This is a genomic window from Ruegeria sp. CDSB013, from assembly GCF_059611165.1.
In genome coordinates, this window is record NZ_JBXWPA010000014.1 from 75,242 (window position 1) to 98,715 (window position 23,474).

The 23,474-nt window shown below is 56.6% G+C and carries 20 protein-coding genes and 1 pseudogene; 12 read left to right on the plus strand and 9 right to left on the minus strand.

Translation table 11 applies throughout. From position 1 onward, the window contains the following. Positions 1-79 precede the first annotated feature (79 nt). Positions 80-604, minus strand: coding sequence for a CBS domain-containing protein (locus tag AC2FJF_RS20245; RefSeq protein ID WP_109311025.1), 525 nt, complete (start codon positions 602-604; stop codon positions 80-82). Between the two features lie 121 nt (positions 605-725). Between AC2FJF_RS20245 and AC2FJF_RS20250 the strand changes: the two genes are divergently transcribed. From AC2FJF_RS20250 to AC2FJF_RS20280, 7 genes and pseudogenes are all read left to right on the plus strand, one after another. Further along, positions 726-911 carry a hypothetical protein gene (locus AC2FJF_RS20250; protein WP_496726916.1) on the plus strand — a complete coding sequence of 62 codons (186 nt, stop codon included), beginning with the start codon at positions 726-728 and terminating at the stop codon, positions 909-911. A 67-nt stretch (positions 912-978) separates the two neighbouring features. Further along, the gene (locus tag AC2FJF_RS20255; protein WP_496726917.1) at positions 979-2,004 is read left to right on the plus strand and encodes an FAD:protein FMN transferase; all 1,026 of its coding nucleotides are present in this window, start codon (positions 979-981) and stop codon (positions 2,002-2,004) included. Between the two features lie 15 nt (positions 2,005-2,019). Further along, positions 2,020-2,256, plus strand: coding sequence for a (Na+)-NQR maturation NqrM (nqrM, locus tag AC2FJF_RS20260; protein ID WP_058277146.1), 237 nt, complete (start codon positions 2,020-2,022; stop codon positions 2,254-2,256). 94 nt (positions 2,257-2,350) lie between these two features. Continuing rightward, a pseudogene (locus AC2FJF_RS20265) lies at positions 2,351-4,006 on the plus strand (sulfatase-like hydrolase/transferase). Positions 4,007-4,109: 103 nt separating this feature from the next. Then, positions 4,110-5,627 carry a 2,3-bisphosphoglycerate-independent phosphoglycerate mutase gene (gene gpmI / locus AC2FJF_RS20270; RefSeq protein WP_496726919.1) on the plus strand — a complete coding sequence of 506 codons (1,518 nt, stop codon included), beginning with the start codon at positions 4,110-4,112 and terminating at the stop codon, positions 5,625-5,627. After that, positions 5,624-6,754 (plus strand): murein hydrolase activator EnvC family protein, encoded by a 1,131-nt coding sequence (locus AC2FJF_RS20275; RefSeq protein WP_496726920.1) that lies wholly within the window; start codon positions 5,624-5,626, stop codon positions 6,752-6,754. The genes gpmI and AC2FJF_RS20275 overlap by 4 nt, the downstream gene beginning before the upstream one ends. 6 nt (positions 6,755-6,760) lie before the next feature. Further along, a complete protein-coding gene (locus AC2FJF_RS20280; RefSeq protein WP_496726921.1) occupies positions 6,761-8,107 on the plus strand; it encodes a S41 family peptidase in 1,347 nt (448 codons plus the stop codon). 48 nt (positions 8,108-8,155) lie between these two features. On the opposite strand, the gene AC2FJF_RS20285 is transcribed toward AC2FJF_RS20280, so the two are convergent. The 3 genes from AC2FJF_RS20285 to AC2FJF_RS20295 form a co-directional block, all read right to left on the minus strand. Further along, positions 8,156-9,682 carry an MFS transporter gene (locus tag AC2FJF_RS20285; RefSeq protein ID WP_496726922.1) on the minus strand — a complete coding sequence of 509 codons (1,527 nt, stop codon included), beginning with the start codon at positions 9,680-9,682 and terminating at the stop codon, positions 8,156-8,158. A gap of 90 nt (positions 9,683-9,772) precedes the next feature. Next, complete coding sequence (locus AC2FJF_RS20290) at positions 9,773-10,132, minus strand: hypothetical protein (protein WP_496726923.1); 360 nt, start codon at positions 10,130-10,132, stop codon at positions 9,773-9,775. A gap of 11 nt (positions 10,133-10,143) precedes the next feature. After that, on the minus strand, positions 10,144-10,905 hold the full coding sequence (locus AC2FJF_RS20295; RefSeq protein ID WP_496726924.1) for a DUF6478 family protein: 762 nt from the start codon (positions 10,903-10,905) through the stop codon (positions 10,144-10,146). A 244-nt stretch (positions 10,906-11,149) separates the two neighbouring features. Here AC2FJF_RS20295 and AC2FJF_RS20300 point away from each other — a divergent pair, with 244 nt between their 5' ends. Genes AC2FJF_RS20300 through AC2FJF_RS20315 form a run of 4 tightly spaced genes read left to right on the plus strand, consistent with a single transcriptional unit; the run spans position 11,150 to position 17,401 of the window. Then, the gene (locus AC2FJF_RS20300; RefSeq protein ID WP_496726925.1) at positions 11,150-14,248 is read left to right on the plus strand and encodes an ABC transporter transmembrane domain-containing protein; all 3,099 of its coding nucleotides are present in this window, start codon (positions 11,150-11,152) and stop codon (positions 14,246-14,248) included. Continuing rightward, complete coding sequence (locus AC2FJF_RS20305) at positions 14,241-15,137, plus strand: CPBP family intramembrane glutamic endopeptidase (RefSeq protein ID WP_496726926.1); 897 nt, start codon at positions 14,241-14,243, stop codon at positions 15,135-15,137. The genes AC2FJF_RS20300 and AC2FJF_RS20305 overlap by 8 nt, the downstream gene beginning before the upstream one ends. A gap of 60 nt (positions 15,138-15,197) precedes the next feature. Beyond that, a complete protein-coding gene (gene accD / locus AC2FJF_RS20310; protein ID WP_113788373.1) occupies positions 15,198-16,130 on the plus strand; it encodes an acetyl-CoA carboxylase, carboxyltransferase subunit beta in 933 nt (310 codons plus the stop codon). Further along, complete coding sequence (locus AC2FJF_RS20315; RefSeq protein ID WP_496726927.1) at positions 16,127-17,401, plus strand: bifunctional folylpolyglutamate synthase/dihydrofolate synthase; 1,275 nt, start codon at positions 16,127-16,129, stop codon at positions 17,399-17,401. Before accD ends, AC2FJF_RS20315 begins: the two co-directional genes overlap by 4 nt. A gap of 76 nt (positions 17,402-17,477) precedes the next feature. On the opposite strand, the gene zapE is transcribed toward AC2FJF_RS20315, so the two are convergent. Next, positions 17,478-18,536 carry a cell division protein ZapE gene (gene zapE, locus AC2FJF_RS20320; protein ID WP_496726928.1) on the minus strand — a complete coding sequence of 353 codons (1,059 nt, stop codon included), beginning with the start codon at positions 18,534-18,536 and terminating at the stop codon, positions 17,478-17,480. 146 nt (positions 18,537-18,682) lie between these two features. On the opposite strand from zapE, the gene AC2FJF_RS20325 reads away from it, so the two are divergent. Beyond that, a complete protein-coding gene (locus AC2FJF_RS20325) occupies positions 18,683-19,918 on the plus strand; it encodes an MFS transporter (RefSeq protein ID WP_496726929.1) in 1,236 nt (411 codons plus the stop codon). Between the two features lies 1 nt (position 19,919). Here AC2FJF_RS20325 and AC2FJF_RS20330 read toward each other — a convergent pair whose 3' ends face one another. The 4 genes from AC2FJF_RS20330 to fghA form a co-directional block, all read right to left on the minus strand. Next, on the minus strand, positions 19,920-20,540 hold the full coding sequence (locus tag AC2FJF_RS20330; RefSeq protein WP_496726930.1) for an HAD family hydrolase: 621 nt from the start codon (positions 20,538-20,540) through the stop codon (positions 19,920-19,922). A 143-nt stretch (positions 20,541-20,683) separates the two neighbouring features. Continuing rightward, positions 20,684-21,139 carry a YaiI/YqxD family protein gene (locus tag AC2FJF_RS20335; protein ID WP_496726931.1) on the minus strand — a complete coding sequence of 152 codons (456 nt, stop codon included), beginning with the start codon at positions 21,137-21,139 and terminating at the stop codon, positions 20,684-20,686. Next, positions 21,136-22,593 carry a Si-specific NAD(P)(+) transhydrogenase gene (gene sthA / locus AC2FJF_RS20340; protein WP_496726932.1) on the minus strand — a complete coding sequence of 486 codons (1,458 nt, stop codon included), beginning with the start codon at positions 22,591-22,593 and terminating at the stop codon, positions 21,136-21,138. The genes AC2FJF_RS20335 and sthA overlap by 4 nt, the downstream gene beginning before the upstream one ends. Before the next feature lie 3 nt (positions 22,594-22,596). Continuing rightward, positions 22,597-23,430: an S-formylglutathione hydrolase gene (fghA, locus tag AC2FJF_RS20345; protein WP_496726933.1), complete on the minus strand. Its 834-nt coding sequence runs from the start codon at positions 23,428-23,430 to the stop codon at positions 22,597-22,599. Positions 23,431-23,474: the final 44 nt, after the last annotated feature.

A 23,474-nucleotide genomic window follows, 5' to 3' on the forward strand; every position in this document is an offset into this window, starting at 1 on the left:
CCTCGACCTATAACCGAACAAATTTTGGCATCAAGGATACTGTCAGTCAGCCAAGGTCAAGGGATTTCTACCGGAAGGATCAGCCTACGATCATTTGTTTCATACGCAACGCTTCATACTCCAGCTCTTTTAGTCGGAAATGAACAACGTCACCGATTGTGATTACGCCGCGCAGTTTCCCGTCGCCAACAACTGGCATGTGGCGAAAACGTCCTTCGGTCATGGTTTTCAGGACATCATTCAACAGATCGTCTGGTGAACATGTCTTGACCTCGCGCGTCATCAGATCCTCGACGGATTGTGGCAAGGTCTGGCCGGGCGTGTCAGCCATGCGCCGGACGATGTCACGTTCGGACAGAATACCCTGAAGGGTGCCGTTCTGGTCGGTCACGACCACGGCACCAATCCGCTTTTCACTGAGGGTATTCACGACCGAATGGATCGTGTCGTTTGGGCGCACCGCAAATACAGCATCCCCTTTACCCGCAAGCAATTTTGCCACCGTCGTCTGCGAGTGCGACAGATTGGATTCAACCGATTGACTGTGCGTGCTTGTATCGGTCTTGTCGCCGCGGGTAGGGGGCTGATATGAGGTTGGGGCCATTGGCAATCTCCTCTTATTTTTGAGATGGCTTCCCTGACACCTTACCGCAGCAATGCGGCCTGTATAGGGTGCAAATGCCCAAACCGGGGAAAACTGCCGCTAAACAAGGATATCCGGCCTGTTGTTTGACTTGTACCTTACCCCGCCCGTCGCAGTGCTGATTTTCTTTGCCGTGGTCGTATGCGGGCATAACTTTAGAATGGCCTGGAAACAGCAGCCGGTTGGCTGGCAAAAGAAAGCCTGGTTGTTCGGTGTCCCGGCCGGCATTGGGCTACTTATGTTGGGCTTCCTGCCGCTAAAGCTGTGAAGTCGGTTTGACTCTGCATAGGGCCGCTGGCATATGCCGGGCACGGTTTTCCTCTGGAGGTCTCTCGATGCGCCTTTTGCCTGTTCTGGCTGTTGCAACACTTGTTTCCGGATGTCTCTTTGACAAAGAACCCGAGGTTGTGCGCCTGTCCGGTGAGACCATGGGTACCACATTCAACATCACCGCTATCGGCACGGATGTGGATGAGACTGCATTGGGCTCTGCCGTGGAAGAGACATTGGCAGACGTGAACACCAAGATGTCCAACTGGGATCCCAACTCAGAGGTTTCGACATTTTCGGCGTCGCCCAGCACTGAACCCACTGAGGTTTCCGAAGAATTTGCGCTGGTTTTAGGTGCAGCAAATGACGTGCACGAAAAATCGGGCGGCACGTTCGACGTAACGCTTGGCCCGCTGATCGAACTGTGGGGCTTTGGTCCGCGCAAGCCAGAAGATCCGGTGCCATCAGATGCCGAGATACAGACGGCGTTGGAAAGCGTTGGTCAGGAACGCTTGCTGATGTTGGACAGCGAAAGCGGAACACTGGCCAAATCAGATGCTGGCGTGGGCATCAACCTGTCTGCAATCGCAAAAGGATACGGCATTGACGCCGTGGCTGCGACGCTACGCGACGCTGGGATCGAAAACTATATGGTCGAGATCGGCGGCGATCTGGTCACCATGGGCCAGAACGACAAGGGTGAGGCTTGGCGGATCGGGATCGAAAAGCCCGAAGCGGGGGCCCAAAACCTGCAGTTGGTAGTTGAGCTGGACAACCTCGGTATGGCGACCTCTGGCGACTACAAGAATTTCTTTGAACAGGACGGAGTGCGGTATTCGCATATCATCGACCCAACAACAGGTCGTCCGATCACGCATCGCACGACCTCGGTCACGGTTCTGGCCGAAAATGCGATGATGGCGGATGCCTGGGCGACGGCAATGCTGGCGCTGGGTCAGGATAAGGGCCTGGAACTGGCCGAAGAACATAAACTTGCCGTGTATTTCATTTCGCGGGATGTGACAGGCGGCGACGATGCCTATATTACGGTTCACAGCACTGCGTTCAAAGACGCACTGGGCACCAACTGACAGGTAAGAACCGGGATGAGCACCTTTATCATAGCCTTTTTTCTGCTTTTGATCATCGTGGTTGGCATGTCGCTGGGTGTCATGCTGATGGGCAAGACGATCAAAGGCAGCTGTGGTGGTCTGAACGCAATCTCGGGCGCGGACAAGTGCGTGGTCTGCCAAAAGGATGTCGACCCGGACTCGCCTCTGCGCGATCAATTGCAGTGTAAACGTGCCAAAAAGATGCTTGAGCAGATGGAGCGTCAGGCTTAAACGCAGATTGCGCGTCGCTATAGTGAAGGTAATGGCTAAATAGACCCCTGAGGTAACTTGGGGGAGGGCGCGCGTTTGGCCAAAGCCAAAAAACATCCTGTTTATCATGTTCGATCAGCTGCGCCGGGATTACCTCAGCTGTTACGGGCATCCGTGTTTGCACACCCCCAACATTGACTGGCTGGCTGCTAACGGAGTCCGCTTTGATAGGGCCTATATCCAGTCTCCGATTTGCGGTAGCTCGCGCATGTCGACATATACCGGCCGCTACGTGCATTCACACGGCGCCTCATGGAATGGCATTCCACTGAAAGTTGGTGAAATCACGATGGGGGATCACCTGCGCAAGGCAGGCATGGACTGCTGGTTGGTTGGCAAGACCCATATGCGCGCAGATGCGGAAGGCATGGAGCGGCTGGGATTAGCGCCTGACAGTCTGATCGGCGCGCGCGTCGCGGAATGCGGGTTTGACGTGCATGAACGCGATGACGGTATGCTGCCCGAAGGACCTGACGGGTTTTATGATCCGGATGGCGCAAAGGAATTCAATAAGCATCTGGCTGCAAAAGGGTATGAGAGTGACAACCCTTGGCACGACTTTGCTAATTCGGGGCTGGATGAGGACGGCAATGTCCTGTCCGGCTGGTTTTTGAAGAACTCAACCGAGGCGGCCAACATAGCGTAAGAGGACAGCGAAACCCCTTATCTGACCGGACGAGGCATCGATTTCATGGATACCCATGATGGCCCGTGGTGCTGTCACCTGAGCTTTATCAAGCCGCATTGGCCATACATCGTGCCGGAACCTTATGCCTCGATGTACGGGCCGGAACATGTTCTGCCGGTCGTGCGCTCCGACACGGAACGTCAGAATGCGCATCCGGTGCTCAAGGCATTCATGGATACTAAAGTCGGGCAGACATTCTCGCGGCAGGATGTACGTGATGCGGTGATCCCGGCCTATATGGGGCTGATCAAACAGGCCGATGACCAGATGGGGCGACTGTTTGACTGGATGGAGAAAACTGGCCGGATGGAGGACACGATGATCGTGCTGACATCCGATCACGGCGATTTTCTGGGCGATCACTGGATGGGCGAGAAAACGTTCTTTCAGGACGTATTAACCAAGGTGCCACTGATCATCTATGACCCGTCACCCGAAGCAGACGGAACGCGTGGCACCGTCAGCGATGCGCTGGTTGAATCCATCGACCTTGCTCCGACATTTGTGGATGTGGCGGGCGGTGAGATCGCAGGGCATATCCTTGAGGGGCACTCCTTGCTTCCGATCCTGCATGGGCAGCAGAACGAAACACCCCGCGACGTGGTGATTTGTGAGTACGATTACTCTGCATCACCAATTGCAGACATGCTGAATGCCTCTGTCCGGGACGCAGTAATGTTCATGGCAGCTAACAAAAAATGGAAGCTGATCCACAGCGAAGGCGGCCATCGGCCTATTCTGTTCGATCTGGAAAATGACCCTAACGAGCTTGTCGATTTGGGGGACAGTGCCGATCACGCCGATACAATTGCCAAAATGTACAACCACCTATTCGCTTGGACACGTCGCCAATCGCAACGCACCACGCGGTCGAAACAGCAGTTGATTGAGATGCGGAGCAAAAGCCGGGGCAGGGGGATCGTGGTCGGGGTCTATGACGAAAACGATGCGCCGCTGGATCTGACCGTCAAGTATCGCGATCGCAAGGCGCGTCCGTATACGGAATTGATAAACAAGGGTTGAGCGGCCTAAATATTAAATCTGCACAACCGCGCACAAAATAAGGTTCAATTGCCCGAGGGCAGGCGATACAAGACCGACCAGAGCAGAAATCCGGAGAGCCGCAATGACCGCCCCCAAACCTGTCGTCCTGTGCATTCTTGATGGTTGGGGCTTGTCCGAAGACACACGGTCTAACGCGCCGTATCTTGCAAACACGCCGACCTTTGATGCGATCATGACCAATGGGCCGCACGCGACCATTATTACACATGGCCCGGATGCTGGCTTGCCCAGCGGCCAGATGGGCAATTCCGAGGTAGGTCACACAAATATCGGGGCGGGCCGTGTTGTTGCGATGGATCTGGGGCAGATCGACCTGGCAATTGAAGACGGCAGCTTTTTCGACAATGCCGCATTGCAGACCTTCATCGCAAAGGTGAAGGCAGCGGATGGAACGGCGCATCTGATGGGTTTGGTCTCGGACGGTGGCGTCCATGGCCATTTGAACCACATCGTCGCGGCCGCCAAGGCGATCACCGATGCGGGCGTTCCGGTGGCGTTGCACGCCATGACGGACGGGCGCGACGTCGCTCCGAAATCGGCATTTACCTACCTGTCGGAACTTGAAGATCGTTTGCCCGATAGGGCGCGCATCGTCACGGTCTGTGGTCGGTATTTTGCAATGGATCGGGACAATCGCTGGGAACGCGTCAGCGAGGCTTATGATGCGATGGTCAAAGGCCAGGGTCGGGCTGCCACAACCGCGCATGGCGCTGTGGATCACGCATATAACCAGTCTGAAACCGATGAGTTCATCGCTCCCACTGTTCTGGAAGGTTACGACGGCATTCAGGATGGTGACGGGGTTTTCTGTTTGAATTTCCGAGCGGACCGCGCCCGTGAAATCTTGCGCGCGATTGGCGAACCGGGCTTTTCGGACTTCGATACGGGCCCGCGCCCGCAGCTTTCCGCCCTGTTGGGAATGGTCGAGTATTCCGACGGTCACAATGCCTATTTGACAACCGTGTTCCCCAAGCGGAAAATAGTGAACACTTTGGGTGAGTGGGTTGCCAAGAAGGGGTTGCGCCAGTTCCGTCTGGCCGAGACCGAAAAATACCCTCATGTCACGTTCTTCCTCAATGGTGGCAAGGAAACGCCCGAGGAAGGCGAAGACCGGTATATGCCAAAATCGCCCAAAGTGGCCACCTATGACCTGCAGCCCGAGATGTCTTCGGCCGAAGTGACGGCGAAATTTGTCGAGGCGATCGAGGCGGACTATGACCTGATCGTCACGAATTATGCCAACCCGGACATGGTTGGTCACACCGGCGATCTGCAAGCCGCAATCAAGGCATGTGAGGCCGTCGATCAAGGCTTGTCGCAGGTTGTCGCGGCGCTGAACAAGGTCGGTGGCGCTATGATCGTCACTGCGGATCACGGCAATTGCGAGGTCATGGTTGACCCCGAAACCGGCGGGCCGCACACCGCGCATACTCTGAACCCGGTTCCCGTGGCGCTGGTCGGTGGACCAAAAGATGCATCGCTACGAAACGGCCGCCTTTCCGATCTAGCCCCGACGCTGCTGGACCTGATGGGTCTTGAACAACCGCCCGAGATGACGGGGAAGAGCCTGCTGTCATGAGGATGCGCGCGCTTATCTTTGCGATATGTCTTGCGTCGCCTGCCAGCGCGCAGAATGATCCGTCCACAGCAGCCTTGAATGCGGCGCGCATGCTGGAACAGGCCTCGATCAACCTGACTGAAGCCGACGGTGCCCGCGACCGCGTGCGTGCCCTGACCGAAACTATCCAGGCTTATGAGGCCGGGCTTTCAGCGATGCGGGACGGGTTGCGCATAGCAGCGACCCGCGAGGCACAGCTGACAGCAGAATTGCGGTCGCGGGAACAGGAGGTCGCGCAGCTGCTGGGTGTATTGCAGACCATTGAGACCACGGCACCACCCGTTCTGATGCTGCACCCGTCCGGGCCCCTTGGTTCCGCGCGGGCAGGCATGATGCTGTCCGAAGTTACTCCCGGACTGAACGCGCGCGCGCAGGCACTGGCCCATGATCTGCAAGAGGTCCAGACCCTTCGGAAACTTCAGCAAAGTGCTGCAGACACTCTGGTCGAAGGGCTAACCGGTGTGCAAAACGCGCGCACCAGCCTAAGCGAGGCCATCGCTGACCGCACGGATTTGCCCCGTCGCTTTGTCGAAGATCCGGTGCGCACCGCCATCCTGATCTCATCAACCGAGACGCTGGATGGGTTTGCCAGCGGATTGTCCGAAATCCCGGAAGGCGAAATTGCTGAAACAGACGCGGATGTCTCTGACCGCAAGGGGCGGATTGAATTGCCGACCCAAGGTGTTGTTTTGCACCGCGCGGATGAGACTGACGCGGCTGGTGTGACGCGCCCCGGTGTGGTTTTGGCCACCCGTCCTCGGGCAATTGTTACAGCGCCAACCGCGGCAACGATCCGGTATCGTGGACCATTGCTGGAGCTCGGGAACGTCATGATCCTCGAGCCGCAACCGGGCTTGTTGTTCGTGTTCGCCGGGCTGCAAGACGTTTACGGAGACATGGGCGAGGTCATCCCCGAAGGCACTCCGGTAGGTTTGATGCCGGGTGAATCGCCCGAAATCGGCGCAATTTTGTCAACAAGCGGTGATGGCACTGGAACTGACCGGTCAGAAACGCTCTATATAGAGGTAAGACAGAATAACAGCCCCGTGGACCCGGAATCATGGTTTCGGACCGACAAGGATGGATAAACGAGTATGAAGAAATTTCTGATGGCCGGTCTGGCCGGAACCGTGGCAGGTGTAATCGCAACTACACAAATCGCTGGTCCTTTGCTGGCGCAAGAAGCTGACCGCAAGGCCAGCGTGTACGAGCAATTGGATCTGTTTGGCGATATTTTCGAACGTATCCGCGCCCAGTATGTCGAAGACGTTGAGCCGGAAGAGCTGATTGAGGCGGCCATTGACGGCATGCTCACGTCGCTTGACCCGCATTCCAGCTACCTTTCACCCGATGATGCCGAGCAGATGCGCGTGCAGACACGGGGCGAATTTGGCGGATTGGGCATCGAGGTCACGCAAGAAGAAGGGTATGTCAAAGTTGTCTCGCCAATCGACGACACGCCTGCGGATGAGGCTGGTATCGAAGCAGGTGATTTCATCACTCATGTCGATGGGGAAAGCATCCTTGGCCTGACATTGGACAAGGCCGTCGATCTGATGCGTGGCCCGGTCGGGTCGGAAATCGTGATCACGGTCGTCCGCGAAGGCGAGCAAGAGCCGTTTGATATCACCATCATTCGCGACACTATCAAACTGACAGCCGTGCGTGCCCGGACCGAAGGCACCAGCGTAGTCCTACGCGTCACCACCTTCAACGATCAGACATTCCCGAACCTGCAAGAAGGCCTAAATGAGCAGATTGAGGAAGCCGGTGGTCTGGACAAGGTCAATGGTGTTGTCCTTGATCTGCGGAACAATCCCGGCGGGTTGCTGACCCAGGCGATCAAAGTTTCGGACGCATTCCTGAACGAAGGCGAGATCGTGTCCACGCGTGGTCGCGACCCAAGCGATGGCGAGCGATTCAATGCCACGCTGGGTGATTTGGCCGAAGGCAAGCCGATCGTTGTTCTGATCAATGGCGGTTCGGCATCAGCTTCGGAAATCGTAGCTGGCGCGTTGCAAGATCACCGTCGTGCGATCGTTGTCGGCACCAAGAGTTTTGGCAAAGGATCGGTGCAAACGGTCATGCCGCTGCGTGGCGATGGTGCAATGCGTCTGACGACCTCGCGCTACTACACGCCCTCGGGCCGGTCAATTCAGGCACTTGGCGTCAGCCCAGACATCATCGTTGAACAGCCGCGCCCGGCGCCGGATGCCGAGGAAGAGGAAGAGGAAGCCAACGCCCGCACGCGGTCCGAAGCTGATCTGCGCGGCAGCCTGAACAATGACAGCCTGAGCGAAGATGAAATCCGTCAAATCGAAGAAGATCGCGCCAAAGCCGAAGCCACGGCTGAATTGCGGGAAGAGGATTATCAGCTGGCCTACGCCATCGACATCCTCAAAGGTTTGTCGGCGTTCAATCCCAACGGACCGTCTCAGTAAGACAAACAGGGCCGCCGATACTGGCGGCCCTTTCTGCAAAGGCCGGGATCAACCCTCAACCTTGTGCAGCTTTTCTTCGTCAAGCATCATCGCCAGAACAATGCCTATCGAGACCGAGATGGCCGCAAAAACAAAGGCCATGTTCATGCCTGCATCAAATGCGGCAGCGATGGCAGATTTGACCTTTTCAGCCTCTTCCGAGCTTAGCTTTTCCATAACAGCGCGGGCTGTACCGGTCGTAAGCGTTCCACCGTTGATCGCCTTTTGATCGGTTACGGACATGTTGATCCCATCCGCAACCAGCTGTTTGCTGAGGCTGGACAGGCTGATGACATACATAATTGCGGTCGCGAAGGCGACGGAAATGGCGCCATATACCAGATGGGTCATAAAGCTCAGGCCGCCCACAAGGCCAGCGCGTTCAGGTTTGACGGCGCACACGGCTGCAGTGCCTGACGGCCCAACCGTCAGTGTTGCGCCCAGCCCGATCATTGCCATGCCGGGCAAAATCTGAAAATAGCCCAACCCCGCCGGTAAGATGATAATGCTGAGAGCGCCAGTCGTTGCGATCAAATATCCCCAGAACAGCAGGCGCTTTGGCCCGAAATCATTATAAAGAGTGCCCGAAACAATCGAACCGACGGCCAGCAGGAGTGTCAGCGGGGCAAGACCAATCGCCGACTCAAACACCGACCAACCAAGGACCTTTTGCATGTATTGAGGGAAGTATAGCAGCCCGACAAAGGCCGCCGACACGTTGAACATGTTCAGTCCCAGCGTGATCCGAAACTCGCGGTTCTGCATCATTTGTGGCAGCAAGAGAGGCTCTTTCACGCGCTTTTCGACTTGCGGGAAAAAGAAGAACAGCGCGGCGCTGACGAAAAACAACATCAACAGAGGGACAGACGTCCAGCCCCAGTCCGCACCGACGTCCAGCCCGTAAAGAAGCAAAAGAACAGCAAACGAAAGAATACCTATACCGGCGAAATCGATATGTTCGCCCTGTTTGTGTTGAGTTTCACGCTCCATAAGGATCAGGGCCGTAACCATCGAAATGGACGAAAACAACACGTTTGCAAGAAAGAACAAGCGCCAGTCGCCAAAGCTGACTGCGGCGCCGCTGATGAGCGGACCAAAGACATTGCCGCTGGTCACACCGGCGAGGATCATACCCATGATCATGGCGCGGTGTTCGGGGCGCGAGACTTTGGTGGCGCCAAAAGCAAGCGTGCAAGGCCAGACGCAACCCGAACCAATCCCTTGCAAAGCACGCGCGGCGATCAGGAAGTCGAGACTGGGAGAGACAAAGCACATGACGGACGCAAATAGAAAGATTGCCAGCCCGATGATCATCATCTTGCGATGCCCGAACATGTCCCCCATGCGCCCCCCGGCAACCATGGTCATGGCAAAAAACAGGGCGTAGATGTTCAGAACCCATTGGGTGCTGGTAATATCAGCGTCAAAACTGTTTTCGATGGCCGGGACAAGAATAAGAGCGCCGGTAAAGTCGATACCGATCCCGAACCCTGTCACCATCAGAGCGATGACCTTGACGATACTGCTGCGGTCCATTTTCGCACCCGGGTTGCTTCGGATGACTTTTATGATGCACGGATTCCGCCTGAAAGATAGACAAAGCCTTGGAAACGAAGAAAACCCGGATCAGTCCGAAGGTGCCTGAGACCGTCTAAATGCCCGTTTCAACAAGTCGAGCTCCGCCCGCAACAAAGCGATTTCGGTTCGCAAATCATCTGCGGCTGATGCCCCCGCAATGATTGTGAATTCACCGATCTTCTGTGTTGTGTTTGCATCGGCTATTACAAAGCAATGAACCCCGTCGGCGATAGCGGTTGATGGCACCGGCACACTCAGTTCCCAACCACCATCGGTGGCGGTCATGAGCACACCCTCCAGCGCCTGGCCCATGTAACGGACTTCGACATGCGGTTCAGTGTCGGCCTGCAGGTACCCGCGCCAGATGCCGTTTTCGAACAGGGTTGGGGTCAAGGTTGGTTGTGTCATGGCCAATGCTCTCACATGTCGGCGCGGTGGTGGCGGCAAAGGGTCAGGTCCCGCAGAACTATGCGGTTCATCGCCGGATTGGTCAGAACCAAGTCCAGCCAAATCTTGTCTATGCGCCGTTCGTTCAGCGGCAAATTGGCAAGATCGAAATCTAGAACATTCGAGCTTGTCGACAAATCCAGAGACCGTGGAACGGAATCGGTGTTTGGGCCGTGCTGAATATTCAGTCGTGCGGTCACGTCCAGCGGACGTTCTGTTTCAATCTGGGCATCGACCCGCATCAGGTGCTGCCGCGTCAGACCACGCACTGCCTCAGCTGGCAAATCCAGCGACACGGAAAGGAATGACCCTGCAAAACCGAACACTTCGACGCCAAGTCCAAACGCGGCCAGATCCTTTTCGTCCATGTTTCGTGCTTGGCGCACGCTGATCTCGGAGAGAGCGCAGTCATGGAATATCTTTACCTGTTGATCCAACTCGACCTTACGCGGGATTGAGGCGAGGCCGGGCCGAGGCAAGGGGCCCCGCCACAAATCAGGTCGCCAGCACCAGTCAGTACCCAGCGGTTTGGGGAATTGTTTTGATCCAATCAGGGGCAGCGTCAGTCTTTCATTTGCTTCCCGAAGCAAACGGTCCAATTGCGCACGAAGTTTGCGCGCCTCATCCCGCTGTTGACGCAATTGGGGGTTCGTAGCCCCGGCCGCGTCTTGGACGGCCCGTTGCCAGCGCGCAATAGTTTTGCGGTGTAGATATCGCTCCAGAAGTTTGCCCATGATCCCATCGTCTGAACTTGACCTTCTTTAGTCAAAGACAACGGCGAGGATAAGGCCGAATTGGTGAAATCCGCATAAAACTATCCGACACTAACGTGGTTGTGACTGGGCGGTTTTGGTTGTGTCTGCTAAGGCCCCCATCGCCGTTCTTGCAATCATCTGGGACTGTGCGTACCGTCCGGCACCTGATTGCTGTGGATTATCCGAAAAACCGCTACTAAATTCTTTGAGGCAAGGCCGGGGCATGGAACCCACACTATTTTCGTTCATCTGGAAACACTCGAAAAAGCAGCAGCTTGTGCTGTTGTTTTTGACGGTATTGTCATTTCCGTTTCTCTACGCTTCGCTCGAGTTGCCAAAGCAGATCATCAACGACGCAATTGGTGCGCCTAGCGATAGTGTTGTGCTTCTGGGGATCACCTTCACGCAGGTCCAATATCTGCTGATCCTCTGTTTTGCATTTTTGGCCACTGTAATCGCCAGCGGCTTGATGAAGATGCGCATCAACACGATGAAGGGCATATTGGCCGAACGTATGCTGCGCCGCCTGCGGTTCACGCTGATTCACCGCGCCATGCGATTCCCGAAATCGTATTTTGCCACCACCAGCCAGGGTGAACTTGTTTCAATGATCACCTCCGAGGCCGAACCGATGGGCGGCCTGATGGGTGATGCGATTGCCCAGCCGGTGTTTCAGTTTGGTCAGATGATGACCATTGTCACCTTTCTGTTCATGCAAAGCGTTTGGTTCGGTCTGGCCAGCATCGCGTTGATTCCGTTGCAGGCATGGCTGATCCCAAAACTGCAGCGCCAGATCAACCTGCTGAACAAGGAACGAATTCAGCAGGTCCGCCACCTCAGCTCGGAAATTGGCGAAAGCGCTGCGGGCATCAGCGACCTGCGCACCAATGGTGGCTGGCGTTATCGTTTGGCGCAGTTCAGTCACCGGTTAGGGACCTTGTTTGAGATCCGGTTCAAGATCTACAACAAGAAGTTCTTTATGAAGTTCCTCAACAATCTGATCACGCAGATGACGCCGTTCCTGTTCTATTCGGTCGGCGGCTATTTGGCGATCACCGGTGAGGTGACGGTTGGCGCGCTTGTCGCGGCGCTTGGGGCATACAAGGACCTTAGTGGCCCATGGAAAGACTTGCTGACCTATTACAACCAGGTTCAGGATATGTCCTTGCGCTGGGAAATCGTCATTGAACGCTTTGCCCCGGACAACATGATCCCTGAAGAGCTGTTTGTGGGTGAGCCAGAGTCTATTCCGCATCTCAGCGGCGATATCGAACTGCGCAATGTAACAGTGCGCGATGATGACGGGAAAACCATCCTTGAAGATATCGACCTGACCATCCCCAAGGGTGCCCGCGTTGCTATTCAGTCGTCAAGCGCCGCCGAACGCGGCGCTTTGGCACAACTGCTGACACGAGAGCTTTTGCCGATACAAGGCAGCGTCACAATTGCGGGTCACGATCTGCTAAAACTCCATCAGACGGTAATTGCGGCGCGGATCGGCTATGCCTATTCGCGGCCCTATCTGTTTGACGGGACTTTGGGTGACAACCTCTTGATGCCGTTGCGAACCCATCCACAACACTTAACCGACGCGAAGAAGGCCCCAAGCCGGTGGCAAATCGAAGCGGTGCGGGCCGGGAACCCTCCGGATTCCCTGTCGGATGAGTGGATCGATCCCGGCCTGGCAGGGTTGGAAGACATCGAGGATATCCGCAACTGGTGGTTCCAGCTGGTCGAGGCGATGGGCATTGATGAGTTCATGTTCCGCCGGACATTACGTACCCAGTTCGATCCAGAACAGCATTCTGCGCTGGCGCGGGATATTGTAAATCTGCGCGATACGGTCGCGCAAAGGTTGGAAGAAAAAGACCTGGCGCGGTATGTCTATCGGTTCGAGCCGGACCGCTTTAACCCGGCTGTTCCACTGGGGGGCAACTTGCTGTTTGCCGCTCCGTCTCGCGATATCTCACCGGATATTCTGGCGGGCGATGATCGGTTCATGTGGATGCTGCGCCATCACGATCTGGATGATGACGCAATGAGCATTGCAAGCGCGGTGCTGGAAACACTGCACCAGACGTTTGGACGGGACGGGGCAGATCACCCGCTGTTCCTTCGTCTGGGTATGGCCAAGGATATGTTCCACCGCCTGCTTGATATAGAGGACCGGCGCAAAGCCAAAGGGGATGAAGCAATCAGCGAGGGCGAGCGTGCCTTGTTGCTGACCGTTCCGTTCCTGCTGACCGCGGAACAGATCGGGCCTGATTTTCCGGACGAGTACAAAGATAAGATCTTGGCCATCCGAAGGGGGCAAGCGGAACAGCTGCGTGCCTCGATGGATGGGATGTTCGTTCCGGTCACGCCAGATGCATATATTGAACGCATGACTGTCATGGAAAATGCCCTGTTCGGGCGGGTTTCTTTGATGGCCGGGGCGCACACGGATGAAATCGAAGATGTCGTCGCCGAAGCCATGAACGAAGCTGGTCTGCGCCGCCGGGCGGCGGCCATTATCTATGACCTGCCCTCGGGTCTGGGTGGGAATAATCTGCCGACGGTATTTCAGGAACGCGCCGCATTCTCGCGCGCTGGAATCAAGCGTCCTGATGTGTTGATCCTGGACAAAGCTCTGGCCAGCCATGATTCCGAGAGCAGGCTGAGAACCCGGCTGAAACTGCGGGAATTGTTGCCGGATTCCATCATGATCTTCATGGAGGATTACTTTGCCCATCCCGAAGCCTATGATCTGTTCGTCGAGATCAAAGATGGTCGAATTGACGGCGTCTCGCGAACCCGTCCAGAAGAAGAGGCCAGCTCAACAGATGACCTGAGCCGCAAGCTCAAGATTATCTCGTCGACCGAGCTGTTTTCCGGCATTGACGGTCGCAACCAGCGCCTTCTGGCGTTTTCGGCGCAATGGTACGATGCCGCAGCCGGGCAGATCATCTTTTCCGAAGGGCAAACGCCAGATGCCGCTTATCTGTGTATTTCGGGCGAAGCCGACCTGATCTGGAATGAAGGGAACGGAACCGCGCGTACGATCTCGGTCATCGAGCCCGGGCGTCTGATCGGAGACTTGTCGATCATCACGGGTGAAATTCGGCAATTTGATTTGGTCGCGGTCAAGAATTGTTCGTTCCTGCGCATTGGGGCCGAGGAATTGCGCGCGGTTATTGAAAGTGACGCAGGTGTTGCGATGCAGCTGCTGCAGACGGTTGCCGGCTATCTGACTACGATTTCCCAAAGGCTGAACGCCGCCAATGCAACTTCATTGATCTTCGACGATGACGCGCCGAACCGGGATGTGGCCGACAATGCCTGACGCCCACCCCGGCAGATACATAGCGCATGAACGACTTGTTGCACCTTCGCGCGCACGGCCAGAGCTTTGGCGCCTGCTGGTCGGGCTGACCATTGTTGGCGTGGTTGGCATCCTTCTGAACTTTCTACTTTTTGGATTGGTTGCGGGTCTTGGATCCGTCGAATGGGCCCAAGGTTTGCTGACCGGCGCATCCCCGGTTGCACTTTTGGTGCTACTGGCAAGCTTTGGCTTCATCACATTGGGCGTGTCCATCGCTGCAAAACGCCTACAACATCGAACTCTGAGCTCAATCTGTGGTCCATGGCGCGAGGGCATTGGGCAATTTTGGAATGTTTTTAAGGCATTGCTGATCGTTGGGATCGTCGTGGCCATCTTGCCGCCATATGGCATGGGCGCAACGCTGACGCAGAATTTGGCACTGTCGACCTGGCTGTTGTTTCTGCCTTTCTCGCTTTTTGCAGTGCTGATTCAGACAAGCGCTGAAGAGGTGCTTTTTCGGGGTTACATCCAGCAAAGTCTGGCAGCGCGATTCCGATCGCCGGTTATTTGGTTGGGCGTACCGTCGATTTTGTTCGCGGCAGGTCACTTTGCCCCCGGCGCGGCCGGAGACAACGCGCTATTGGTTGCCGTGTGGTCCGGTATGTTCGGCCTGATGGCGGCGGATCTGACGGCACGGTCAGGGACGTTGGGGCCTGCTATCGCATTGCACCTGTTCAATAATATGGTCGCTCTGCTGTTTGTTTCCTTACCCGATGGCTTAAGTGGTCTGGCATTGTATCTGCTTCCTTACGACATGTCGGATACCGGGGCGCTGCGGCAATGGCTGTATGTGGATTTTGCTGTGATGATCGTCAGTTGGCTAACAGCGCGGGTTGCGCTCAGGCGTTGATTGCATTTCTTTCCGTAGCGTCTTATTTGACGTCAAAGCAGCACAAGCCAAGGTTCCGATATGAACTGGATTACAAACTACGTCCGCCCACGGATCAACTCGATCTTCTCGCGCCGAGAAGTGCCGGAGAATCTTTGGCACAAATGCGATGAATGCGGAACCATGCTGTTTCACCGCGAGTTGGCAGAAAACCAGAATGTCTGCACCCAGTGCGATCATCACATGGCGATCACTCCGCGCGAGCGGTTCGATCATCTGTTCGATGGTGGGATCTTTACCGAGGTCGAGGTTCCCGCGCCCAAAGACGATCCGCTGCAGTTCCGCGATCAGAAAAAGTACCCCGACCGGATGAAAGCCGCCCAAAAGAAAACGGGCGAGAAAGAGGCGATGTTGGTCGCCCTTGGTGAAATTGGCCGAACCCCGATTGTGGCAGCTGCGCAGGACTTTTCGTTCATGGGCGGATCCATGGGCATGTATGTCGGCAACGCGATCATCGCAGCCGCGCAAGAGGCGGTGAAGCTAAAGCGCCCGCTGATCCTGTTTTCGGCCGCTGGCGGCGCGCGGATGCAGGAAGGTATCCTGAGTCTGATGCAGATGCCCCGCACAACCGTGGCAGTAGAAATGCTGAAAGAGGCAAATCTGCCCTACATCGTAGTGCTGACTCACCCAACGACAGGTGGTGTGACGGCTTCATACGCGATGCTGGGTGATGTCCATATCTCAGAGCCCAATGCGCTGATTTGTTTTGCCGGTCCACGCGTGATCGAACAGACGATCCGGGAAAAGCTGCCCGAAGGCTTCCAACGCGCGGAATACCTGTTGGATCACGGCATGTTGGACCGTGTGACCAAGCGGACCGAAATGCGCGATGAGTTGATCACCATCACGCGGATGTTGATGAACCAGCCTCCGGCGGTCAAAGGTGATCTGCCTGCGCCCGAACCCGAAGATGCAGTGGCAGAAGCCCCGGCTGAAGACGCGGAAGAAAAATGACCTCTCAGACATCGGACATCATTCTGGAGAGGATGATGGCGCTGCATCCCAAGATCATTGACCTGACCTTGGATCGTGTCTGGCGTCTGTTGGCCGCGCTGGACAATCCGCAAAACAAACTGCCTCCGGTGATCCACATCGCGGGAACCAACGGCAAAGGCTCGACCCAGGCCATGATCCGCGCAGGTCTGGAAGGGGCAGGGCTGACCGCCCATGCCTATACCTCGCCCCACCTGGCGCGGTTTCACGAACGTATCCGTTTGGCGGGTGAACTGATTTCCGAGCCGTACCTGACAGCGGTTCTGGACGAATGTTATGCCGCCAATGGTGGCGAGAACATCACGTATTTTGAGATCACGACCTGCGCGGCCCTGCTGGCTTTTGCCCGGTCCAAGGCGGACTACACGTTGCTTGAGGTCGGGTTGGGTGGCCGGTTGGATGCGACCAATGTCATTCACGACCCGGCGGTAACGGTTATCACGCCGGTTTCAATCGACCATGAGCAATTTCTGGGCGATACCTTGGGCAAGATCGCAGCGGAAAAGGCCGGCATCATCAAGCCCGGTGTTCCCTGCATCGTTGGCCCGCAACAGGACGAGGCGTTGGAGGTCATTGAATACACTGCCGCGCGTCTGGGTGCACCTTTGTTGGTTCATGGCCAACACTGGCACGTCACCGAAGAAAACGGGCGGCTCGTCTATCAGGACGAAACTGGCCTGCGCGATCTGCCGTTGCCAAATCTGTTGGGCGCACATCAGTACCAAAATGCCGGTGCCGCGCTAGCGGTCTTGCGTCATCTGGATCTTGGGGAAGACGCCTATGAGGCTGCGGTGACCAAGGCTGAATGGCCAGCCCGTATGCAGCGATTGAAAACCGGCCCGCTGGTCGAACAGGCTCCCGAGGCCGAACTGTGGTTGGATGGCGGTCACAACGCCGCCGCAGGTTTGGCATTGGCCGATCTACTGGCGAAGCTGCCTGCACGTCCAACCCATATGATCTGTGGGATGTTGAACACAAAGGACGTCACCGGGTATCTGGCTCCGCTTGCTGCGCAGGCGCAAAGCCTGACGGCAGTCTCTATCCCGGGCGAGGCAAATACGCTGAGCGCTGACGACACCGCTAAAGCCGCCGCTCGGGTTGGGCTAGCAGCGTCTACTGCCAATAGTGTGGCCGAGGCCCTAAAAAACATTACTGAAAATGACCCGCAGGTGCGGGTTCTGATCTGTGGATCACTATACCTGGCCGGTAATATTCTGCGCGAGAACGGCTGAAAAAGGCGCATCCGCACAGCTTCATCTGGCCAAATATCCCGGGGGAGTCGCGCAAAGCGCGGCGGGGGCAGCGCCCCTATTGCCCCCAATCCTGATCCTGCATCTCACGCAGGCGGGACGCAGTGCGCTCGAATTCAAATGTGCCTTCACCTTCGACGTACAGCATCTCGGGTTCTGCCGCAGCTGAACAGATCAAGCGAACTTTTCCCTCATACAGTGCGTCGATCAGCGTGACGAACCGTTTGGCTTCGTTGAAGTTGTTACGCGACAGGCGCGGGATGTCCTCAAGCACCAGAACTTTGACCGCTTCCGCGATGGCAAGATAGTCTGCCGGGCCCAGCATCCTTCCACAAAGGTCATAAAAACTGGCCCGCGCCACGCCGTTTCGAAAAGCGGGCAGTTCTACCGCACGACCGTTGACCTGCAGAATCAGCGGGTCCGCCGCGCCTCCGGCCAGGTCGTTCCAGACGCTGCGAATGCTCTCGCGCGCCTCGGGACCTATGGGCGTAAAATAAACAGGCGCGCCTTCCAGTCGGTTTTGCCGGTAATCCGTCGGTGAGATCAGCTCCCACACCTCAAGCTGTTCTTTGATATGTGCAATGAAGGGCAAAAAGAGCTGACGGTTTAGCCCGTCCTTGTACAGGTCATCCGGATGGCGGTTCGATGTCGTCACGACCACGGTGCCACCTTCATGCAGCAGATCGAACAGACGACCAACAATCATCGCGTCCGTGATATCGGTAATTTGCATTTCGTCAAATGCCAGTACGCGCGCGGACTTGATCACCGAGGCGGCCACCGGAGCCAACGCGTCTTCAACTCCATCCTTGCGGGCCTTGTGCATGCCTGCGTGGATTTCCTGCATAAAGGCGTGAAAATGCACTCGGCGGGCGGGGATGTCTGCCAAAGAGTCGACGAACATATCCATCAGCATGGATTTTCCGCGCCCGACTCCGCCCCACAGATATAAACCTTTGGGCGGCGGCGGGACTTTTCGAAAGAACCCCCGTTTCACAGGTTCGGCCAATGCCGCCCGGATACGTTCGAAATGAGGAAGAACGGCCTCTTGAGCGTCGTCTCTGGTCAGGGTGCCGTCGGCCACCTGCGTGTCATAAAGCGATATCAAACCCGTCATGTTTTGAGGCATAGCGCCCGGTTTGCCCGTTGAAAAGCAGCCAATTCTCGGACGCATCAATTTTGCTTATCCGTGACCGCAAAACTCCTGAATTGACGCATGATCCAAACACGGTAACGTCTGTCCCTTGAACGCCCGAGGACCTAATGCCCCAACACACGCGCTTGCTGAACCCCATCCTGATCGTCGGGTGTATCATCATCACCGTCAGTTTTGCCGTGCGCGCATCGTTTGGCGTGTTTCAAATCCCCATCGCAGATGAATTCGGCTGGCTGCGCTCGGACTTTTCGATGGCAATCGCAATTCAGAATTTGGCCTGGGGCATTGGGCAGCCAATATTCGGCGCCATCGCCGAAAAAGTCGGCGACAGGCGCGCGATTTCTCTGGGGGCTCTGACCTACGCGGCGGGTATGGTTCTGTCGGCCTGGTCCGTCACTCCGTTCGAACACCAGATGTACGCATGGCTCGTGGGCTTCGGTATCGCGGGAACAGGATTTGGCGTGGTCCTTGCCGTGGTGGCGCGGGCATCGTCGGACGAAAACCGCTCCATGTCGCTTGCGATTATCACAGCTGCGGGCAGTTTCGGTCAGGTTCTGGGGGCGCCTACCGCCGAATGGATGCTAAGCTTTATGCCCTGGCAGCAGGTGTTCATCGTATTTGCCATAGCGATCTTGGCACTGGTTCTGACACTGCCGTTCATGCGCGCGCCGCAGGCCGCCAGCAAGGTGGAAATCGAAGAAAGCATGAGTCAGATCCTGACCAAAGCTTTCCGTGATCCGTCCTATACGCTGATCTTTCTGGGCTTTTTCAGCTGTGGCTATCAGCTTGGCTTCATCACTGCCCATTTCCCCGCTTTCGTGACCGAGATGTGCGGACCCATACAACCCGGTGGCGTTCTGCATTCTATTGGCATCACAACCACATCAGCACTGGGGGCCGTGTCAATTTCATTGATTGGCCTGGCAAATATTGCGGGCACACTGCTGGCCGGTTGGGCAGGGAACCGTTTCCCCAAAAAATACCTGCTGGCCGGAGTCTATACCGCGCGAACACTCGCCGCGGCGGCCTTCATCGTGTTCCCGATCACGCCTCTGTCGGTCATCGTGTTTTCACTGGTCATGGGGTCGCTGTGGCTTGCCACGGTACCGCTGACCTCGGGGCTGGTCGCGCATCTCTACGGATTGCGTTATATGGGAACGCTGTATGGGATCATCTTTTTCAGCCACCAGGTCGGCAGTTTCCTTGGCGTCTGGTTGGGGGGGCGGATGTATGACCAGTACGGCGATTACACTCTGGTTTGGTGGATCGGCGTCGCGATCGGGGCGTTCAGTGCCATTGTCCATCTGCCTATTCGCGAAAACCGATCACTTGTCGCCACCTAAACTATTGTGCTTCGTCGACCGTTAGCAGGTCTTCTTGAACCAGCCGGTCCGCCCATCCTTGTGGCCCAGTGAAGTGATGGGTCTGCCACCCACGCGCCCGCGCCGTTTCGATATTGTCGATCCGGTCGTCGGTGAACAAAAGCGCCTCGGGCGGTAGTCCACAATCGGCTTCGACCATTTCATAGATCGGAACATGCGGTTTGACGGTCTGCATCCGTCCCGACACGTATTGTTTGTCGAATTCGTTGAGGAACGGGTAGACGGTGGTCGCATAGTCGAAGTTTTGCACCCCGAAATTGGTCAGTGCGTAAACCGGCACGCCTTTGGCGCGCAATGCCCGCTGCAGGCGGACCGAATGGGGGATTTCGGGTGTGGCAAGTTCGATCCACTTGTCGTGCCACATGCGGATTTCATCCCGCCATTCCGGGTATTTCTCGGCCCAGTCATATATCGTGTCCGTGAAGTGATGACCCTGGTCGACCAGGTCGTTCATCCCGTGCAGGTCAACTTCCGAGAACATGGCGCGACGGCGCTCTTCCCCGATGACCCGGTCGTAATAGCGTTCGGGTTGCCATTCGATCAGAACGTTCCCGATGTCAAAAACAACAGCTTTCACCGACATGTTGGTACCTGTCTTCTTGTTCTCGCGTTGGTGCTACTGAACCAAGCGCGACAGAATTGTTCAAGGCACAACCGCAGCGCGCAGCGCTGCCCGGCCCAATTGTCAAAGACGCATCTTTGATGCGTCGCTGGCAAGCGGGAGGATTAGCCCCGCTGCGCAGCCCTCAATTCCCGTTCCAGGGCGTCCAAAAACCGGGATCGATCAGCTTTGCCAAAGGGCTTCCCGCCGCCACCCGCGCCTAGTGGATTGGATGCGCGCAAGTCGGCCATCAAATCACGCATGGCCAGTTGCTGGCCGATATTGGCCGCGGTAAAGGCTTCGCCGTTAGGTCGCAGAACCCGGGCACCGGCTTCGACACATTTTGCGGCCAGCGGGATATCGGATGTCACCACAACGTCTCCTGCGCCGCATCGTTCGGCAATCCATTTATCTGCCTCATCCGCGCCCTCGGACACGATGACCACCTGCACCAATGGGTTTGCAGACGGCCGCAAACCACCGTTTGACACCAGTGCCATCGGTACTTCGTGCCGGGTTGCTACCCGTTCAGCCTCGGCTTTCACGGGGCAGGCATCGCCATCGATATAGAGCGTCGTCACGCTTTCCCGGCTTTCTTCTCGGCCTTTTCAGCGGGTTTCTTGCGCACCTTGAACTCGTCCGGGATTGGCATCCGGTTGAATGCATCCAACCCAGCGATCTTGTAGGCCTCGGCCAGGGTTGGATAGTTGAACGTATTCTGCACGAAATAATCCACCGTGCCCTTCAAATTTAGGACTGCCTGCGCGATATGGATCAACTCTGTCGCGCCCTCACCCACGATCTGCACCCCCAGCACCCGGCGGGTTTTCAGTGAAAACAGCATCTTCAGCATGCCATGTTCCAACCCCATGATATGCCCGCGCGAAGTCTCCCGGAACCGCGCCACGCCGACTTCGTATGGGATGCCGCGTTCCTGCAGTTCCTCTTCGGACATGCCGCAAGTTGAAATCTCGGGGACTGAATAAATGCCGTAAGGATACCACGGACTTTCCGGCAGGGTAGGGGTTTCCAGCGCGTGACAGGCTGCCACGCGGCCCTGCTGCAGGGAGGTTGAGGCCAATGATGGGTGCCCAATCACATCGCCAGTCGCGTAGATATGCGGCACAGCAGTTTGATACGTCTTGCGATCCACGTTGATCCGGTTGCGATGATCGGTTTCCAAGCCAACGGCCTGCAGGTTCAATGCCGATGTCGCCCCCATGCGCCCGGCGGCGAACAACAACATTTCAGCACGCACGTGGCGGCCATTCTCGAGCGTGACTTCGACATGGCCGCCAGCGTCTTCTATCTTTTGAACGGCTGAGCCCAGACGTAGGTCCACGCCGTTTTCGCGGATCTGATGCGTGAAATCATGGATTAAGCGGGTGTCGATGAAATCCAGGAAGGTCTCGCGCGGTTCGATCAACGTCACCCGAACATCCAAAGCCGAGAACATGGTGGCGTATTCCACACCAATCACTCCGGCGCCTATCACCACCAGCGAGCGCGGGATCTCTGCCATCTCAAGAAAGTCGTCACCGTCCACCACGGTCTTGCCGTTGAATGGCACATAATCCGGGCGATAGGTTTTTGTTCCGGTTGCCATCAGGAACTTGGCCGCCGTAAGTCTCGTTGTCTCTCCGGCATCAGTGGCAACCTCAATCTCGTGAGGCCCAACGAATTTGGCCAATCCGTTCAAGGTCTCCACATGGTTGCGGTTGAATTGGTGTTCCAGCACATCAACTTCATGATCCAGCGTCATATGCAGACGTGCCTTCAGGTCTTCGGCCCGGATCTGATCTTTGACCCGGTACGAGCGGCCATAGAAGCTGCGCTCGCGCCAGCCGGACAGGTTCAGTACCGTTTCACGCAGGGTCTTTGACGGGATCGTTCCGGTGTGGACGGACACGCCACCAAACCGATCCTTGCGATCGATCACCAGAACACGCCGTTGCAGTTTGCCCGCCTGTATCGCGGCCGAACGACCCGAGGGGCCGGACCCGATGATGATCAGGTCATAGTCGTATTGGCTCATGCCTCAGTCTCCGTACAGTGCCTCGGCGTGGAAGGTGATGTGGTCTTCCATGAAGGTCGACACGAAGAAGTACGAATGATCGTAGCCCGGTTGCAGGCGGAAGATTGCCTGCTGACGACGTTCGGCAATCGCCTGCGCCAAAGTTTCGGGGCGCAGCAAGTCGATGAATTGGTCACTGGCACCAGTGTCGATCAGGATAGGGCCATCAAAGCCGATTTCTTTCATCATGACCGATGCATCGTGTTTGACCCATGCCGTCTCATCGTCGCCAAGGTAGGCGCTTAATTGCTTGCGACCCCAATCCGCACCCGTCGGGTTCGATATGGGTGCGAAGGCGGAGACAGACCGGAAGCGACCCGGCAGGTTCATCGCGAGCGTCAGCGCCCCGTGACCTCCCATCGAATGTCCGGTTATTGCCTGACGCTCCGCATCGATCGCGAAGTTTTCGATCAGCAAAGCAGGCAATTCTTCGGCCACGTAATCCCACATGTTGAAATGCGGCGCCCAAGGTTGCTGCGTGGCGTTCAGATAGAACCCGGCGCCCTGGCCCAGATCATAATCCTCGTGATCCGCGACACCCTCACCGCGCGGGGAGGTGTCCGGGAAGACAACCGCGATGCCTTGCTCGGCCGCCCAAGCCTGAGCACCTGCTTTGGTCATCGCGTTTTCATGGGTGCAGGTCAGGCCTGACAGATACCACAAAATCGGAACCGGGCCGTCCTTGGCCTCGGCTGGCAGGAACAGGCCAAAGGTCATGTCGCATTGGCAGGCAGTCGAGGCGTGGCGGTAGACGCCCTGAACGCCTCCGAAACATGCATTTTCCGAAAGGGTTTCCATTTGGTTTTGTCCTTACGTTGGGTTTGCGACATGGCTATCCTTCC

What these genes read in the sequence shown, in the direction of transcription:
- AC2FJF_RS20245 (WP_109311025.1), bottom strand. Translation starts at nt 604, where the DNA reads ATGGCCCCAACCTCATATCAGCCCCCTACCCGCGGCGACAAGACCGAT.
- AC2FJF_RS20255 (WP_496726917.1), top strand. Translation starts at nt 979, where the DNA reads ATGCGCCTTTTGCCTGTTCTGGCTGTTGCAACACTTGTTTCCGGATGT.
- nqrM (WP_058277146.1), top strand. Translation starts at nt 2,020, where the DNA reads ATGAGCACCTTTATCATAGCCTTTTTTCTGCTTTTGATCATCGTGGTT.
- gpmI (WP_496726919.1), top strand. Translation starts at nt 4,110, where the DNA reads ATGACCGCCCCCAAACCTGTCGTCCTGTGCATTCTTGATGGTTGGGGC.
- AC2FJF_RS20275 (WP_496726920.1), top strand. Translation starts at nt 5,624, where the DNA reads ATGAGGATGCGCGCGCTTATCTTTGCGATATGTCTTGCGTCGCCTGCC.
- AC2FJF_RS20280 (WP_496726921.1), top strand. Translation starts at nt 6,761, where the DNA reads ATGAAGAAATTTCTGATGGCCGGTCTGGCCGGAACCGTGGCAGGTGTA.
- AC2FJF_RS20285 (WP_496726922.1), bottom strand. Translation starts at nt 9,682, where the DNA reads ATGGACCGCAGCAGTATCGTCAAGGTCATCGCTCTGATGGTGACAGGG.
- AC2FJF_RS20290 (WP_496726923.1), bottom strand. Translation starts at nt 10,132, where the DNA reads ATGACACAACCAACCTTGACCCCAACCCTGTTCGAAAACGGCATCTGG.
- AC2FJF_RS20295 (WP_496726924.1), bottom strand. Translation starts at nt 10,905, where the DNA reads ATGGGCAAACTTCTGGAGCGATATCTACACCGCAAAACTATTGCGCGC.
- AC2FJF_RS20300 (WP_496726925.1), top strand. Translation starts at nt 11,150, where the DNA reads ATGGAACCCACACTATTTTCGTTCATCTGGAAACACTCGAAAAAGCAG.
- AC2FJF_RS20305 (WP_496726926.1), top strand. Translation starts at nt 14,241, where the DNA reads ATGCCTGACGCCCACCCCGGCAGATACATAGCGCATGAACGACTTGTT.
- accD (WP_113788373.1), top strand. Translation starts at nt 15,198, where the DNA reads ATGAACTGGATTACAAACTACGTCCGCCCACGGATCAACTCGATCTTC.
- AC2FJF_RS20315 (WP_496726927.1), top strand. Translation starts at nt 16,127, where the DNA reads ATGACCTCTCAGACATCGGACATCATTCTGGAGAGGATGATGGCGCTG.
- zapE (WP_496726928.1), bottom strand. Translation starts at nt 18,536, where the DNA reads ATGACGGGTTTGATATCGCTTTATGACACGCAGGTGGCCGACGGCACC.
- AC2FJF_RS20325 (WP_496726929.1), top strand. Translation starts at nt 18,683, where the DNA reads ATGCCCCAACACACGCGCTTGCTGAACCCCATCCTGATCGTCGGGTGT.
- AC2FJF_RS20330 (WP_496726930.1), bottom strand. Translation starts at nt 20,540, where the DNA reads ATGTCGGTGAAAGCTGTTGTTTTTGACATCGGGAACGTTCTGATCGAA.
- sthA (WP_496726932.1), bottom strand. Translation starts at nt 22,593, where the DNA reads ATGAGCCAATACGACTATGACCTGATCATCATCGGGTCCGGCCCCTCG.
- fghA (WP_496726933.1), bottom strand. Translation starts at nt 23,430, where the DNA reads ATGGAAACCCTTTCGGAAAATGCATGTTTCGGAGGCGTTCAGGGCGTC.